Below are 15515 nucleotides of genomic sequence, written 5' to 3'. Positions count from 1 at the left end.
GAACTTCTGGCAGGGCGCTTTCATCAGGCCGCAAAATGTCGGAAAACGGCCACAGGTTCAACGTGAAAGCGGGGTGAGATGCAGGAAATGACGGATCCTTCGCTGTTGGCGCTGCACCATATGCAGGCATCGCCCCCCGATGCGGGCCGTCCGGTCCTGCTGGCGGGGCCAACGGCCAGCGGAAAATCGGCGCTGGCGCTGTGGCTGGCGCGCGCGCAGGGGCGCGTTGTGGTCAATGCCGATGCGCTGCAGGTCTATGACATGTGGCACATCCTTAGCGCCCGCCCCGCCCTGCAGGACACCGCGCAGGCCCCGCATTTCCTGTATGGATGTGTCGGGCGGCATCAGGATTGGTCTGTCGGGCATTGGCTTCGTGCGCTGGGGCCGGTGCTGGCACAGCACCCGAACCCGGTGATTGTAGGGGGCACAGGCCTTTATTTTCGCGCGCTGACCGAAGGACTGGTCGAAATTCCGCCAACGCCTGCCAGCATTCGCGCCTTGGCCGACCAGCGCATGGCCGACCATGGCGCGGCCGCGCTGCTGGAGGAGTTGGATGACGCGACAGCCGCAAGAATTGACTGTGCCAATCCCGCCCGCATTCAGCGCGCGTGGGAAGTGTTGCGCACCACAGGGCGCGGGCTGGCAAGCTGGCAGGACCAGACGCCCCCGCCACTGCTGGCGCTGAATGACACCACGCCGTATGTGCTGCACCCCCCCAAGGACTGGCTGAATGCGCGAATCGATTCGCGATTTGACACCATGATTGACACAGGCGCGCTGGAAGAAGCGCGCGCGGCGCTGCCACACTGGACACCCGGCGCGCCTTGGACAAAAGCCATCGGTGCCCCGGAGCTGGTTGCCCACCTGCAGGGGCACATATCGTTGCCCGATGCGGTGGGTGCCGCTAAACTTGCCACGCGCCAATATGCCAAGCGCCAGCGGACATGGTTCAGAAACCGCATGCAAGGCTGGATTTCATTGCCATGACGCCCCGTTTCCCCACAAATCCGGAGTCACCCAATTGCCACGCCATGCAGAAATCTGCGCCGTCTGACCCCGGGGCGACAGGGATTTTCCTTTTCCGGCATCACATCAGTCTTAGTGTCGGTGAATATCTTTGGGGGAAGATGACCGATCATGCGAATTCCGGAAACGCCATCGCGCCTGCGCATGCAGCCACTTGCAAAACTGGCCAACAGCCCGAAATGGCAACTGGAAACACTACGCGCACTAACCGAGCCGTGTTTTTTGTGGTTTACCCATGGGCAAGGGCGCATCACCATCGCAGGCAGTGCGCGCGGGTTTCATCCGCATAATGCAATTTTCATTCCCGCAGGTGTGATGTTCAGCTTTCAGGCCATGACGCGGGTGCAGGGCATGGCGGTGTATTTCGGGCATAATCACGGGCTGAAGCTGCCAGACACGCCCCTGCATCTGCGTTTGCGCGAGGGTGGGCACCAATCCGAGGTGGGACATATCATTGACGCCATCCACCGCGAACTTGACGGCGGACGCCCCTTGGCGGAACGCGCCGCGCTGTGCCAGTTGGGGCTGCTTTCGGTCTGGCTGGACCGGCATCGCGCCGAACACCAGCAAGACGCGACACAGGCTGGGCCGCGCAATGCCAATGAACGGCTGACGGCGCGCTATACCGCGCTTCTGGAACGCGAATTCGGCTCAAGCCTGAACGTTTCGGATTACGCCACCGCGCTGGGTGTGTCCCCCACGCACCTGACACGCGCGTGCCGCGCAAGTTGCGGGCGCACGGCCATGGCCCTGCTGCAGGACAGGCGTTTATACGAAGCGCGCCGCATGCTGTCGGAAACCGCAGTGCCCGTGCAGCAGATTGCGCGCGATCTGGGGTTTTCCACGCCCGGGTACTTCGCGCGCGCCTTCGCCCTGCAAACTGGCCAACCGCCGACCGCATGGCGCAAGTCCTTCGCCAACGCAACACGTCACTGACCGGGCGGATCCGCCTTGGGCCTGTTTGCCCGGCATTTGTCCGAACAATAGCGCACCTCCTGCCAGGTTTTCGCCCATTTCTTGCGCCATGCAAAAGGCCGCGCGCAGGTTGCGCAAATTTTCTGTGGCAATTCACATTTCCGCCGCATGCGCCCCATGTCACAAATCCAGCCGCAATTGCGCCGTGTCGTGACGGCGCCGCCCCGCCGCCGCCTGACGCAGGCTGGCCGCACTGCTGCGGTCCGTGCCCCCCGCGCGAGAGGCATGCTTGCGTGCCACCGCCTGCGCCACATCCCCAAACCCCGCCTGTTTGCGCAGCCCCCACAGGGTATCGCGCGCAAGCTTTCCCGCCTGTGCAATATCGACCAAAGGCGCGGGGTAGCGCTGCGCCAATGCCCGCCGACCGTCGGGCCATGTCCATGGCGTGTGAATGTGCTGTTGTGGAACATGTGCCAATTCCGGCACCCACGCGCGTATGAAGCGCCCGTCGGGGTCGTGGTCCAGCCCTTGTTTCAGCGGGTTGTAAACCCGTATCGTGTTTATGCCCGTGGTGCCTGATTGCATCTGGCATTGCGACCAGTGAATGCCCGGTTCGTAATCCGTGAACATACGCGCCAGATGCGGGCCGCTATCGCGCCAGTCCAGCCAAAGATGATAGCTGGCAAAGGACATCAGCATCGCGCGCATGCGAAAATTCAGCCAGCCCGTGGATATCAGGTAGCGCATGCACGCATCCACGAAGGGAACGCCGGTTTCCCCCTGTGCCCATGCCCGCAACACCTGCTGCCTGTCGGCGCGCGGGCGCAACGCCTCATGCGCGGGGTGCAGGCAGCGGGTTTCCAGCTGCGGTTCATCTTCCAGCTTCTGGATGAAATGATCGCGCCATGCAAGCCGCTTGGCAAAACTGCCCAACGCCGCGTTCCAGCCCCCCTGCCCCGCGTGATCGGCGCGGGCCTGCCTGCGGGCGTGGTCCACCTCCCGGACAGACAGGACCCCCAGCGCCAGATAGGGCGACAAGCGCGAACACGCACGTTCCGCAGTTAGCGGTGACGACATCTGCACCCGATAGCCCTGCCCCCGTGTGTCAAGAAATGACTGCAGGGTATGCAGGGCCGCATCACGCCCCCCGCGCTGGCGATGCGGACAGGGATCAGGCCGCAAGCGCAGGGCCTTCGCATCGGGCAAATGCTGCAGGCCGGGTGTTTCGGGCATGACAGGGGCCAGCGCCACGGGCGCATCGGCCAGCGGTTTGCCAACAAACCTGTCGCGCTGCCTCTGCCAGCCATCGCGCGAATGTAGCCGCCGCACCACACCCGATTGCGGCAGTTCCACCCAGTCAATACCGGCATCGCGCGCCCAAGCGCCCACCCGCCTGTCGCGCGCATAGGTCCAGCCATTGCCGGTTTCTTCATGGCTTATCATGCGCGTCACATTATGGCGCTGGCACAATCGCGCCAGTTCCTGCACCGCGTCCCCCATGCGAATGACCAGTGGCTGGCCCAGCCGCGCCAGTTCGTCGCGCAGGTCGTGCAGGCATTGTGCCGTAAACCCCCATTGCCGCGCCGATGTGTCGGGCAGCGCCCAATAGTCGGGTTCAATGATATACACCGGCAACACACAGGCCCCCGCCGCCGCCAGCGCAGGATGATCTTGCACACGCAAATCGCGTTTGAACCAGACAAGGACAGGGTTGTTCATGGCGCCAAGACATATCGCAGAAAGATGGCGGGTCAAGTCGTTTTGTTCACACAATGTTCATGTATTTCAGGCAGGGTTCGTGATAGGGTAGAGTGACGGCAAATCAGGGGGAAAATTGCACATATGCACACGACTGTTTGTTCTATGCTTGGGGTTGCTCGCGGCCCCTGCCCATTCGTGCAGCGTTCCGGTAGCGGATGAACTTGCAATCCATCTGAATGCGGTGAACCGCGAACGCGCGCGCGCAGGGCTGGCGCAGCTTGCGCTGTCACCCGAATTGACGCGCATTGCCCAGATGCATGCCTGCGACATGTCCGCACGCGGGTATTTCAGCCATACCAGCCCCGATGGCACTGGACTGATGGACCGGCTGGCCAGCGCACGCATGCAAGGGATCTGCCGTGCTGCCGAAAACATCGCCAAGGGTGTGCGCGATGTGCCGCAGGCCATGCGCAGTTGGACGGGGTCTGCCGGGCATTTGCGCAACATTCTTGACGCGCGCATGACCTTGGTCGGGTTCGGGCGGGCGCCCGGTGCCTATTGGGTGCAAATGTTTGCTGCCGCTTGCTGACATCAGGCTGCCGCGCTGCAGCTTTGCCAATGCGGGGTTTGCTGTCCGGTGCGGACTGGTCTAAACCCTGTGGCACACCCTGCCAAAGGAAAGCGCATGCCCGACACCCCGAACCAGCCCGTTTTTCTGGCCGATTACCAGCCCCCGCCCTTTTTGGTGGAAAGCGTCGCGCTGACCTTCCGGTTGCACCCGACCGCAACGCGGGTGCTGTCAGAAATACGCTTTCGCAGGAACCCTGCCGCCAGTGCGGGCCATGATCTGCGGCTGGACGGCGAAGGGCTGAACCTGATATCTGCGCAAATCGACGGCACAGCACTGGCCACGCGCCCCGATGCAACCGGGCTGACCGTCGCTGCGGCGGACCTGCCCGACGGCCCGTTCCTGTGGCAGTCCGAAGTCCAGATTGCCCCCGAAGGCAACACCGCACTGGAGGGGCTTTATATGTCAAACGGCATGTATTGCACCCAATGCGAGGCGGAGGGGTTTCGCAAAATCACCTATTATCCCGACCGCCCCGATGTGATGGCCCCCTTTCGGGTTCGGATCGAAAGCGATTTGCCAGTCCTGTTGTCCAATGGCAACCCGGTGGCGTCAGGGACCGGCTGGGCCGAATGGGACGACCCACACCCCAAACCGTCCTATCTGTTCGCATTGGTCGCGGGCAATCTGGTGTCCACAGCTGACAGTTTCACAACAATTGAGGGGCGCAATGTCGCGCTGAATATATGGGTGCGGCCCGGGGATGAAGGCAGCACCGCCTATGCGATGGACGCGCTTAAACGCGCCATGCGTTGGGATGAACAGGTTTACGGGCGCGCCTATGATCTGGACATTTTCAACATTGTGGCAGTGGATGATTTCAACATGGGGGCGATGGAAAACAAGGGCCTTAACATCTTCAATTCCAGATATGTCCTTGCCACGCCGGAAACCGCCACTGATGCGGATTTCGCCAGCATAGAACGCATTATCGCGCATGAATATTTCCACAACTGGACGGGCAACCGCATCACCTGCCGCGACTGGTTCCAGCTTTCCCTGAAAGAGGGGCTGACCGTATTCCGCGACCAGCAGTTCATGGGGGACATGCGCAGCCACGCGGTCAAACGCATCGAGGATGTGCTGACACTGCGCGCGCGCCAGTTCCGCGAAGATGCAGGGCCGCTTGCCCACCCTGTGCGCCCCGAAAGCTATGTGGAGATCAACAATTTCTACACTGCCACTGTATATGAAAAAGGCGCCGAACTGATCCGAATGTTGCGCCTGCTGGTCGGCGAGGACCGCTATAGTGCCGCGCTGGACCTGTATTTCAGCCGCCATGACGGGCAGGCCTGCACGATTGAAGACTGGATTGCAGTGTTCGAGGAAGCGGGCGGGCGCGATTTGTCGCAGTTCAAACGCTGGTATGGGCAGGCGGGCACCCCACGCGTTGACGTCACCGAAGACTGGCAGGACGGGCAATATACCCTGACGCTGCGCCAGCACACGGCACCCACCCCCGGACAGCCGTTGAAAGAACCGTTGCTTATTCCTGTGGCCATGGGGTTGATCGGGCAGGACGGGCGCGAAATTGTGCCCACGCAGGTTCTGGAACTGGACGGACCGACGCTAAGCGTGACGTTTGACGACCTGCCCACGCGGCCTGTGCTGTCACTGCTGCGCGGTTTTTCAGCGCCAGTGGTGCTGCATCACGCCCAATCCGCCAAAGACCGGGCCATCTTGCTGGCCCATGACACCGACCCGTTCAACAGGTTCGAAGCAGGGCGCAGTCTGGCCCGTGACATGTTGCAGGCCATGATCGTGGAAACCACCACGCGCCCTGACGCCGAATTCATCGACGCGCTGCGCATTGTGCTGTGCGACGCAACGCTTGACCCGGCGTTTCGCGCGCTGGCCTTGCGGCTGCCCGGACAGGACGAACTGGCCGCAGCGCTTCACGAAGCGGGGCACCGCCCTGACCCGGTTGCGATATTTGAGATGCGCCAATCCGCATTGAAAACCTTAGCCGAAGCACTGAAACCTGACCTGTTGCAGGTCGCGCAGATGATGGAAACGCCCGGCCCCTTCAGCGCATCCGCCAATGATGCCGGACGCCGCGCGCTGCGGGTGCAGGCCGTAGCCTTGCTGGCGCAGGTGGATGGCGGGGCGGCCGCGCGCGCAAGTTTCGCGCGCGCCAACACCATGACCGAACAACTGGGCGCATGGACGGCCCTTCTGGACATTGGCGCAGGGGCGCAGGAAGGCGCGGAATTCTATCGTCGCTGGGAAGGTGACAGGCTGGTGCTGGACAAGTGGTTTGCCGCACAAATCATGCATGCATTGCCGCAAAACGCTGTTGCGCTAACCCGGACATTGACCTGCCATCCAAGGTTTGACTGGAAAAACCCCAACAGGTTCCGCGCTGTTATTGGCGCACTTGGCGCGAATGCGGCCGGCTTCCACAGCCCGGACGGCGCGGGGTATCATCTGGTCGCGGACTGGCTGCTGCGGCTGGACGGGGCAAACCCGCAAGCGGCCGCGCGCAATTCCACCGTGTTTGAAACATGGCGCCGCTATGACGGCGACCGCCAGACCCTGCTACAGGCCGAATTGCAGCGTATGGCCAGCCACCCTGGTCTAAGCCGCGACATGGGGGAAATGGTCGGGCGGATGCTGGGGGAATAGGCTTGCTTTGCGGCACGCGCGGGCCAGTCAATCACCACCCGCAGCATGGCCGCGCGATACGGTTTCAAGGGGGCGCTCCAGCACCCAAGGCAGGCTGACCCGAAACGCGGCACCCCCCTGACCGGGCACATAGTCAATATCACCGCCAAGGTTGTTCATGATCTCTCGGCAGATGGCCAGACCCAGCCCCGCCCCGCCCGCCTGAAGGGAATCTGTCAACCGCGAGAATTTTTCAAAGATCAGCGCCTGCTTGTCGCGCGCAATCCCGGACCCGTTATCAATGAAATCCACCTCGATCATGGTTTTGCGCTGACGCACGATGATTTTCATCTGCGGATCAGGGGCATCGCAGTATTTGCGCGCGTTTGACAGGATATTGATGAAAACCTGCGTCAGGCGGCCGGGGTCGGTGACGATGTTCACATCTTCGGGGTCGCGGGTGCGCAGAATGCGGAAATTGCGTTGGGCTTGGACCGATTTGGACGCCGTAAGGGACTTGTCAATCAGATCGCGCAGATTGACTGGGCGGATATCAAGCGACACCTGCCCGTGTTCCAGCACGCTCAGGTCCAGCAAATCATCCAGAAGCCGCGTCAGGCGAATGGATTCGTCGTGAATGATCCGCGCGAAATGCGTTTGCTCCTGCGCGCTAAGGCCTTCAGACTCCATCATGATTTCAGAAAACGCACGAATGGATGTCATGGGCGTGCGCAATTCATGGCTGATCTGGCTAAGAAACGCATCTTTCTGGTCCGACAAGGTGCGCAGTTTTTCATTGGCGTCGCGCAATTTGCGCGCCGTCAGCGTCAGTTCTTCGGACTTCGCTTCCAACTGGCTGGAATATTCGATGATCTGCGCGGTTTCGGACGCCACGGCCATAAGGTCCTCGACCGAGACGACCGCGGTTCCCACGGTTTGCGAAATCATCGCATGCGCTGTGGCCGCCCCGACGGAGCCTGACATTTTCAACTCCAGCCCTTGCAGGAATTCGGGTGTTATGTCGGGCAGAAAGCCGTTCTTGCCCTGCGCTTGTGCTTGCGCGCGAAAAAATGCCTGCCCTTCACTGGCGCCCAGAATGCGTTGCGCCATGGGCAACAGATCCTCGGCTTGGGCGACGGGGTTTGTCCAGCTGCGCGCCGGGCCGGGCCGGTCAAAGATGTTGACGAACAGCGCGCCCTGCACACGTTCAATCGGGCTGGGAAAACTTAGAAGCGACCCAAGACAGAAGGCAAGCGTGTTCAGCGAAAGCGACCAGAACAGCGCGTGCAAAAGCGGGTCCAGCGTTGTCAGCCCGAACAGGCTGTAGGGGCGCAACCATGACTGGCCAAACAGCCCCTGTTCCATAACCTGCGCCGACAGCAGCACATCCGGCCCGAAACTGGGCAGGAACAGCGTGTAGAACCACAAAAACGTCCCGATACTTAGCCCCAGCGCAGCCCCGTTGCGGCTGGCACCGCGCCAGAACAACGCCCCCATCAATGCCGGAAGCGCCTGCGCAACGCCCACAAACGCAACCAGACCAATGGCCGCCAGCGCTTCGGACCCGCCCGAGATGATGTAGTAAATATACCCAAGCCCCAGAACCAGACTGATGGACAGGCGGCGCACACTCAGCACCAGCAACCGCATATTGCCCGTGTCCAGATTGCGCGCCGCGCGCAGTTTCAGCCATAGCGGCACCACAATATGGTTCGACACCATCGTTGCCAGCGCCAGCGAGGCCACAATCACCATGGAAGTTGCCGCCGAAAACCCGCCCAGAAATGACAACAGCGCCAGCCCGTCCTGCCCCAGATGCAAGGGCAGTGTCAGAACGAACATATCCGGGTTGGCCCCTTCGGGCATCAATTCCATACCGACAACCGCAATCGGCAGCACAAATAGCGAAATCAGGAACAAATACAGCGGAAAGGCCCAGCTGGCCGTGGCCAAGTGCTTGTCATCGATATTTTCAACAACCGTGACCTGAAACATGCGCGGCAAACAGATGATCGCAATCGCGGACAGCAAAATAAGGCCTGTCCAGCGCCCCGGCTGGATGGTCCATTCCGGCAGGGCCTGCGCATCAATGCGCGCCAGAATATCGCTGGGGCCAGTGGCCACGAACCACACCACGAATATGCCCACCGCAATCAGGGCCAGCAGTTTGACCACCGCTTCCACGGCAATGGCTGTCACCACGCCGTGATGCTGTTCATTCGCGTCCAGATTGCGCGTCCCGAAAGCGATGGTAAAAAACGTCAGGCCCGCCGCGACCCAGAACGCAATCAGGTTACGATCCACCGCAAGCGGGGCGCGCCCCTGATCAGACACAAACACAGTAAATGACAGCGCAATGGATTGCAGTTGCAGCGCAATATAGGGGGTTCCGGCTGCCACGCATAAAAGCGTCACAATCACCCCCAACAGGTTTGATTTCCCGTAACGCGCGGAAATCATATCCGCGATCGAGGTGACACGGTTTTCCCGCCCGATACGCACAAGCTTGCGCAACAAGACCCACCAGCCCGCAAAAACCAGCGTTGGCCCCAGATAGATGGTCATGAATTCCAACCCGGACCGCGCCGCATAGCCGACTGCGCCATAGAATGTCCACGCCGTGCAATAGACCGACAGCGACAATGTGTAGACAAGCGGCGACCGCAGCCATTTCGCCCGCCCCCGCTGTGCGCTGCGTTCCGCCGCAGAGGCCACGAAGAACAGGAAAATCACATATGTAACGCATGTCAGAACAAGCAGGTTGAACGACATGCCTATTGGTCCGGCGGTGAAACAGTCGGCCGCGCGCTGCCGCCCTGATGGGACGGCAGCGGCCCCACAGGGGGGCGCGGCGGCCCCAATGTGCGCCGCAGTCCCAGCGACATGACAAACGCGGTCACAACAAGGCCGATCCACACGACGAACAGATACACCGCCTCCGAGGCGGTGGGCGGGCTGTCCGTGCCCGCCCCCTGCCGCATCAGCGGAAGCAACAGCAGCACAAACCCGATCACCGGCAATATGCGCGCAGCATCCATAAGTCGGCGCATCCTGTAGCCGTCGCGGGCCAGAAACTGTATATTGCGCGAGGGCAGCTTCATGACCCTGCCATTTCACGCACCGCCGCCACCACATCGGCATTGGCAAAAGGTTTGGTCATGAAACGGGTCACGCCCAGCCGCACGGCTTCTTCGCGGTCTGCGCTTTGGCCCTTGGCGGTCAGCATAAGAACCGGCATGGTCTGCGTAACGGGGTCGGCACGCAGCGCTTTTAGAATATCAAAGCCACTGACCCCCGGCAGCATAAGATCAAGGATCAGCACATCAGGCGGGTTTGTCTGCAAATCCCCGATGGCCGCGATACCGTCGGCCGTCACATCCACATGCCAGCCATTGCGCATCAGGATGAAACGTATCGCTTCCGATATGTTGGGTTCATCTTCAACCACAAGAACGCGCTTCTCCATCTTGGTCCCCCTGCGTCATCGGCGACACGCCTGCCCTTGCGCCGCCTGATCCCCCCTTGCGCACGCGCATCAGGCGCTGTGGCCCGTTCCCGATTGCGCGCATATTCAGCCCTGCCCCATTCTCCCCTTTTGGGACTGGCTGAAAGTTTTATCCTGCATTCCTTCCCTTGTGTCAAAGTCCGATGTCGCGCCGCTATGCGAAAGCCACCAGTATTGACGGTTCCCTGCGGGCGGGGCAATCGATTTGCGCGCAGGTCCGGCAACTGCCCCCCACCACCAGCGCCCGCGCCCCCTGCGGCAGGGCCTGCGCCATTTCAGGGACGACCAGCATTGTGGATTGCATGATGGGCGCGTCATCAAAACTTGGCGGGCCATCGGGCGCGCAGATTGCATAGGCCACAAACTGCCGCCCCATGCGCCCATCCGTGCGCAGCAACACGCGCAGCGGGCGGCCGGGGCTGTGCAGCGCCTGGTATAACGGCCAAAGCGGGCACCCGCCCCCAAAGCGCGGCATCGGAAACCCGTCAACAGCGCGGCGCAACACCAACGTGCCCGATCCGTCGCACACTACCAGCCCGGCGGCCGGAAAGGCGCGGGCGCGCGCGTCATCGGCAGGCAACATTGCCAGACGGCGCAGCACTTGTTGCAGCGGCACATTGAACCGGACCGCCAGCAGGTCCGGCGCCATGCCCAATTCTGCCAGCGCATCCAGAAACGGATCAAGCGGCAGCGCGCGCGCGTCTTCTTGCAGCCGCACCAGCCATTGCAACGCCAGCACGCGCGACGCATCGGATGACAATTCGACCTGCGCGCGCAACAATTGGGGCAAATCCCCGCTGTCTGCGGCTTCCAGCACCGGCAGATGAAACCCTTTGCGCGCCAGCCATGCTTCGACTTCTTCCTGTGGCGCGGCAAGCCCGCTTTCGGTGTCGTCAGCGGCATCAAGATAATTCACAAGCGCCACCGCACCTTCTGCCAGACGCTTGGAATCATTCAGAATATTTTCATGAAAGCGCGCCTGCCATTCCGGCGCAATATCGCCCCCGTCATTCAAAATAGCCGCAGTGGACTGAACTGACGTGACCGCCGAAATGATTTCATGCAACGCAGCCCCCAGATAGGGGTCATGCGTCATGCGGTCATTGAGTTGGTCGACCACCCGTTCCAGCGTTTCAACACGCGCCTGCGTTTCGGCAAGCACCTTCGCCCAACCCGGAAACCGCCCGGTGAATTCGTCCACGCGCTCCAGATCCACAATATTGGTATCCGTGCGCAACGCCGCTGCGCGCGCCCCTTCGACAAAGCGGATATCGCTGTCTTCCACCAGCGCATCCTCGGACACGTCAAGGGCCTGCGCAATGGCTTGCAACAAGGGCGGGCTGACCCGGCGGCGGTTATGTTCAATAAGGTTCATATAGGACGGGGACACCCCGACCATGTGCGCCAGATCAGACTGGCGCAACCCGCGCAGGTTGCGCCGGGCACGAATACGGGTTCCCGTCAGGCTGGATTTCGACAATTTACACCCCCAGACCCGCAGTTTACAAAACTTTACACCAATAGGAAGGCAAATCCCCGCCTTAACAGCATCGTAAGCGCCGGTTTCACATGGCAATCAGGAAAACCGCGCTTCACACGGGGGCCGCACTGCCGTATAAGCTGGCCACAAACAGGGCGCCTGTCGCGCCCCACACAGTTTCGCCAGCATATCGAGGACCATATGGATCAGACCCGCAACGACGCCGATGTAGCCTTTATCAAAGCCCTTGCGGAACTTCTGAACGACAATGACTTGTCCGAACTCAGCGTCAAGCGCGAATATGGCGACAATGACAGTCTGAATGTCCGTGTCTCCAAAATGACGGCGCAACAGATCATTGCGGCCCCCGTGCAACAGCCGCATGCCATGGGGACGCCAGCCGCCGCCGCGCCGCAAGCTGCCGCGGTTGCGGACGCGCCTGCCAGCGCCGACCCCGCCCAGCACCCCGGCGCAGTGACAAGCCCCATGGTCGGCACTGCCTATCTGGCACCCGAACCCGGCAGCGCAAATTTCGTGGCGATCGGGGATCAGGTCAGCGAAGGCGATACGCTGCTGATCATCGAAGCAATGAAAACCATGAACCACATTCCCGCCCCGCGCGCCGGCGTGGTCAAGCGCATTCTGGTCGCAGATGGCAGCCCCATCGAATATGGCGCGCCCCTGATGATTATTGAATAAGGCGCATGTGATGTTTCAGAAGATCCTGATTGCCAATCGCGGGGAAATCGCGCTGCGCGTCATTCGCGCCTGTCGTGAAATGGGAATTGCGTCTGTTGCGGTGCATTCCACTGCGGATGCCGATGCGATGCATGTGCGCATGGCCGATGAAGCCATCTGCATAGGTCCGGCCCCGTCCGGCCAAAGCTATCTGTCCGTTCCAGCCATCATTTCCGCCTGTGAAATATCGGGCGCGGATGCCATTCATCCGGGCTATGGGTTCCTGTCGGAAAACGCGGCTTTTGTGCAGGTGGTCGAAGATCACGACATCACCTTCATTGGCCCCTCGGCGGAACATATCCGCATGATGGGGGACAAGATTACCGCCAAGGAAACCATGAAAGCGCTTGGCGTGCCCTGTGTGCCGGGGTCTGATGGCGGTGTCGCAGATTTCGAGACGGCCAAAACCGTGGCCGACAACATCGGCTATCCGGTCATCATCAAGGCAACGGCAGGCGGCGGCGGTCGGGGCATGAAACAGGCCATGAACGCATCCGAACTGGAAAGCGCATTCCGCACGGCCCGCACCGAGGCAAAGGCCGCCTTTGGCAATGATGAAGTCTATATCGAGAAATACCTGAGCACCCCGCGCCATATCGAAGTGCAGGTCTTCGGGGATGGCAAGGGAAATGCCGTGCATCTGGGGGAACGCGACTGTTCGCTGCAGCGCCGCCACCAGAAGGTGCTGGAAGAAGCGCCCAGCCCCGCCATTGACGCAGCCACCCGCGCGCGCATTGGCCAGACCTGCGCCGAAGCGGTGGCCCGCATCGGTTATCGCGGGGCGGGAACAATCGAATTCCTGTATGAAAACGATGAATTCTATTTCATCGAAATGAACACCCGTTTGCAGGTTGAACACCCCGTCACCGAAGCGATTTTCGGTGTCGATCTGGTGCGCGAACAGATCCGCGTTGCGGCAGGGGCGGATCTGTCCTTCTCGCAGGACCAGCTTCAGGTTCTGGGGCATGCGATCGAAGTGCGCATCAATGCGGAAAAGCTGCCGAATTTCACGCCCTGTCCGGGCCGGGTGAACACCTATCATGCGCCCGGCGGTTTGGGTGTGCGTATGGATTCAGCGCTATATTCGGGCTATTCCATCCCGCCCTATTATGACAGCCTGATTGCGAAACTGATCGTGCATGGCCGTGACCGGCCCGAAGCGCTGGCGCGGTTGAACCGGGCCTTGGGCGAACTTATCATCGATGGCGTGGACAGTTCCGTGCCGCTGTTCCGCGCGCTTCTGGCACAGGATGACGTGCTGACCGGCGCCTATAACATCCACTGGCTGGAGAAGTTTCTGGCGCAGGCGCTGGACCCGCAATAACCCGCCCGCGCCCCTGCAGGCCATTCCATCAGGAATGCGCCTGCGCCCAACGAAACAGCAAATCCTGCTGCATGACCCGCGCAGTGCGCGCCCAGGCGGCGGTCCCATCGGGGCGGTCCAAATCCCCACCCGCCACTTGCGCGCGGCGCGACAAGTCCGCCGAACACATGGCAAAGGCCAGATTCCGCCCGCCGGGTGCCGCAACATAGCCCCCCAGCGCAGACACGAAATACAGCGTCCCGGTCTTCGCGCGGACGTCAATTCCGGGGTTTGACATGATATTCCCGTTCGCATCGCGCAACGGGTGTTCCCGCAGCAGGCCGCGCAAAATACCATCCTGCCCCGCACGGCGGAACATGTTGCACAGGTCCACCATCGACACGCGCGATGCCGCCCCAAGGCCGGAATGGTCCACCAGACGCGCGCTGGACATGCCGTAGCGCGCGCGCGCCCAGTCCGACATCTGGGCCGCTGACGCCACCAGACTGCGCGGTGCCGCCCCCCCCGCCAGCACAGTGCTGGCCATCAGGCCAAGCGCTTCGGCGGTGATATTCGTTGAAAAGCGCAATGTGTCGCGCACCACTTCAGTCAGCACCTTGGAACGATGTTCTACCAGAACCTGCCCGCCGGGTTGGGATTGTGTGACCTGCGGGGCGGGCAATGTCACGCCCTGTGTGGCGGCTAGGGCGCGCAGCACCTCGCCTGCATAAAGTTCGGGGTGGCGCACCGGCAGCCAGCGTGACCCGCTATTGCCCAACGCCCCGCGCGCGACAGTCCATACATCCTGTGCCTGCGCGCGGGTATGGGTGTAGAGCGGGCTGCCACGGTTCACGACCTGCATACGCGCCATTTGCACAGCGGGGCGGTGCCTGTCAGACCGCCCGTCCATGGTGACTGTGTAATCACTGCCCGCACGCGTCCAGCCGAAATGCACGCGGTTGAAATTCAGGTTCAACCCCGACACAGTGGCGTTATAGCCCGCTTGAGGGGCCTGATCATTGGCAATCTGTTCCACGAAAGGCAGCGCGCCCCCCCAGACCAGAAACCGCCCCTCCACACGCTGGACACCTGCGGCACGCAGATCAGCCGCCATGCGCGCCAGATCATCAGTGCCCAGCACCGGATCACCCCCGCCGGCCAGAACCAGATCGCCACGCAACACCCCATCAGAAACTGGTGCGCTTGTCATCAGGCGCGTGCGGAACTGATACGCCCCGCCCAGCACGTCCAGCGCGTAAAGTCCGGTCAGGGTTTTGACCACACTTGCGGGTGGCAACGGGGTGTTTCCGCCGCGGCCTTCCAGCAGGTTACCACTGGCCATATCCATGACCGCATAAGACAGATCCCCGCCCAGACCCGCGCGCGACACAATCCTGTCGGCGGGTTGCGCAGGGCGTTGCTGCGGGCGGCGTGACCGCTCTGGCGCTTCGGCACAGGCGGGAACAGCGCATAACGCGCCCCCCCCGACCAGCAAGCGCAACATACTGCGCCGGTCCCCTTCTGGCCCCCGGATTGTCATTCCATCTTCCCTGTTACACCACTGCAACCAGTCACCATCACGCGCCTCCGCTTTGGATTGGCCCGCATATCTGGT

General features: G+C 61.7%; 13 protein-coding genes. 6 read left to right on the top strand and 7 right to left on the bottom strand.

All coding sequences use genetic code 11. The features are described from left to right. The first annotated feature begins 87 nt into the window (after positions 1 to 87). Positions 88 to 987 (top strand): tRNA (adenosine(37)-N6)-dimethylallyltransferase MiaA, encoded by a 900-nt coding sequence (miaA, locus tag ACTZWY_RS00520; RefSeq protein WP_444788711.1) that lies wholly within the window; start codon positions 88 to 90, stop codon positions 985 to 987. Between the two features lie 150 nt (positions 988 to 1137). Beyond that, positions 1138 to 1962, top strand: a complete 825-nt coding sequence (locus ACTZWY_RS00515; protein WP_444788710.1) for a helix-turn-helix domain-containing protein — start codon at positions 1138 to 1140, stop codon at positions 1960 to 1962. Here the strand turns inward: ACTZWY_RS00515 and ACTZWY_RS00510 are convergent. Together ACTZWY_RS00510 and ACTZWY_RS00505 are read right to left on the bottom strand one after the other, a co-directional pair. Next, positions 1956 to 2111, bottom strand: coding sequence for a DUF2256 domain-containing protein (locus ACTZWY_RS00510; protein ID WP_444788847.1), 156 nt, complete (start codon positions 2109 to 2111; stop codon positions 1956 to 1958). The two genes, ACTZWY_RS00515 and ACTZWY_RS00510, sit on opposite strands and share 7 nt — an antisense overlap. A 10-nt stretch (positions 2112 to 2121) precedes the next feature. Further along, on the bottom strand, positions 2122 to 3660 hold the full coding sequence (locus ACTZWY_RS00505) for an FAD-binding domain-containing protein (RefSeq protein WP_444788709.1): 1539 nt from the start codon (positions 3658 to 3660) through the stop codon (positions 2122 to 2124). Between the two features lie 223 nt (positions 3661 to 3883). On the opposite strand from ACTZWY_RS00505, the gene ACTZWY_RS00500 reads away from it, so the two are divergent. After that, the gene (locus ACTZWY_RS00500; protein WP_444788708.1) at positions 3884 to 4231 is read left to right on the top strand and encodes a CAP domain-containing protein; all 348 of its coding nucleotides are present in this window, start codon (positions 3884 to 3886) and stop codon (positions 4229 to 4231) included. Between the two features lie 96 nt (positions 4232 to 4327). Then, positions 4328 to 6895, top strand: coding sequence for an aminopeptidase N (gene pepN / locus ACTZWY_RS00495; protein ID WP_444788707.1), 2568 nt, complete (start codon positions 4328 to 4330; stop codon positions 6893 to 6895). A 27-nt stretch (positions 6896 to 6922) separates the two neighbouring features. Here pepN and ACTZWY_RS00490 read toward each other — a convergent pair whose 3' ends face one another. From ACTZWY_RS00490 to ACTZWY_RS00475, 4 genes are all read right to left on the bottom strand, one after another. After that, positions 6923 to 9646 (bottom strand): ATP-binding protein, encoded by a 2724-nt coding sequence (locus ACTZWY_RS00490; RefSeq protein ID WP_444788706.1) that lies wholly within the window; start codon positions 9644 to 9646, stop codon positions 6923 to 6925. A gap of 2 nt (positions 9647 to 9648) precedes the next feature. After that, positions 9649 to 9975, bottom strand: coding sequence for a hypothetical protein (locus tag ACTZWY_RS00485; RefSeq protein WP_444788705.1), 327 nt, complete (start codon positions 9973 to 9975; stop codon positions 9649 to 9651). Further along, positions 9972 to 10340, bottom strand: coding sequence for a response regulator transcription factor (locus ACTZWY_RS00480; protein WP_444788704.1), 369 nt, complete (start codon positions 10338 to 10340; stop codon positions 9972 to 9974). Before ACTZWY_RS00480 ends, ACTZWY_RS00485 begins: the two co-directional genes overlap by 4 nt. 193 nt (positions 10341 to 10533) lie before the next feature. Beyond that, a complete protein-coding gene (locus ACTZWY_RS00475) occupies positions 10534 to 11859 on the bottom strand; it encodes a helix-turn-helix domain-containing protein (protein WP_444788703.1) in 1326 nt (441 codons plus the stop codon). A gap of 201 nt (positions 11860 to 12060) precedes the next feature. Here ACTZWY_RS00475 and accB point away from each other — a divergent pair, with 201 nt between their 5' ends. Together accB and accC are read left to right on the top strand one after the other, a co-directional pair. After that, positions 12061 to 12558, top strand: coding sequence for an acetyl-CoA carboxylase biotin carboxyl carrier protein (gene accB / locus ACTZWY_RS00470; protein ID WP_444788702.1), 498 nt, complete (start codon positions 12061 to 12063; stop codon positions 12556 to 12558). Positions 12559 to 12568: 10 nt separating this feature from the next. Then, a complete protein-coding gene (accC, locus tag ACTZWY_RS00465) occupies positions 12569 to 13921 on the top strand; it encodes an acetyl-CoA carboxylase biotin carboxylase subunit (protein WP_444788701.1) in 1353 nt (450 codons plus the stop codon). Positions 13922 to 13949: 28 nt separating this feature from the next. On the opposite strand, the gene dacB is transcribed toward accC, so the two are convergent. Beyond that, complete coding sequence (dacB, locus tag ACTZWY_RS00460; RefSeq protein ID WP_444788700.1) at positions 13950 to 15440, bottom strand: D-alanyl-D-alanine carboxypeptidase/D-alanyl-D-alanine endopeptidase; 1491 nt, start codon at positions 15438 to 15440, stop codon at positions 13950 to 13952. Between the last annotated feature and the right edge of the window lie 75 nt (positions 15441 to 15515).

This window comes from Roseinatronobacter sp. NSM, from assembly GCF_052379845.1.
GTDB lineage: Bacteria > Pseudomonadota > Alphaproteobacteria > Rhodobacterales > Rhodobacteraceae > Roseinatronobacter.
Note: the sequence above shows the minus strand (reverse complement) of the source record. Positions and strands in the feature narration are given on the sequence as shown.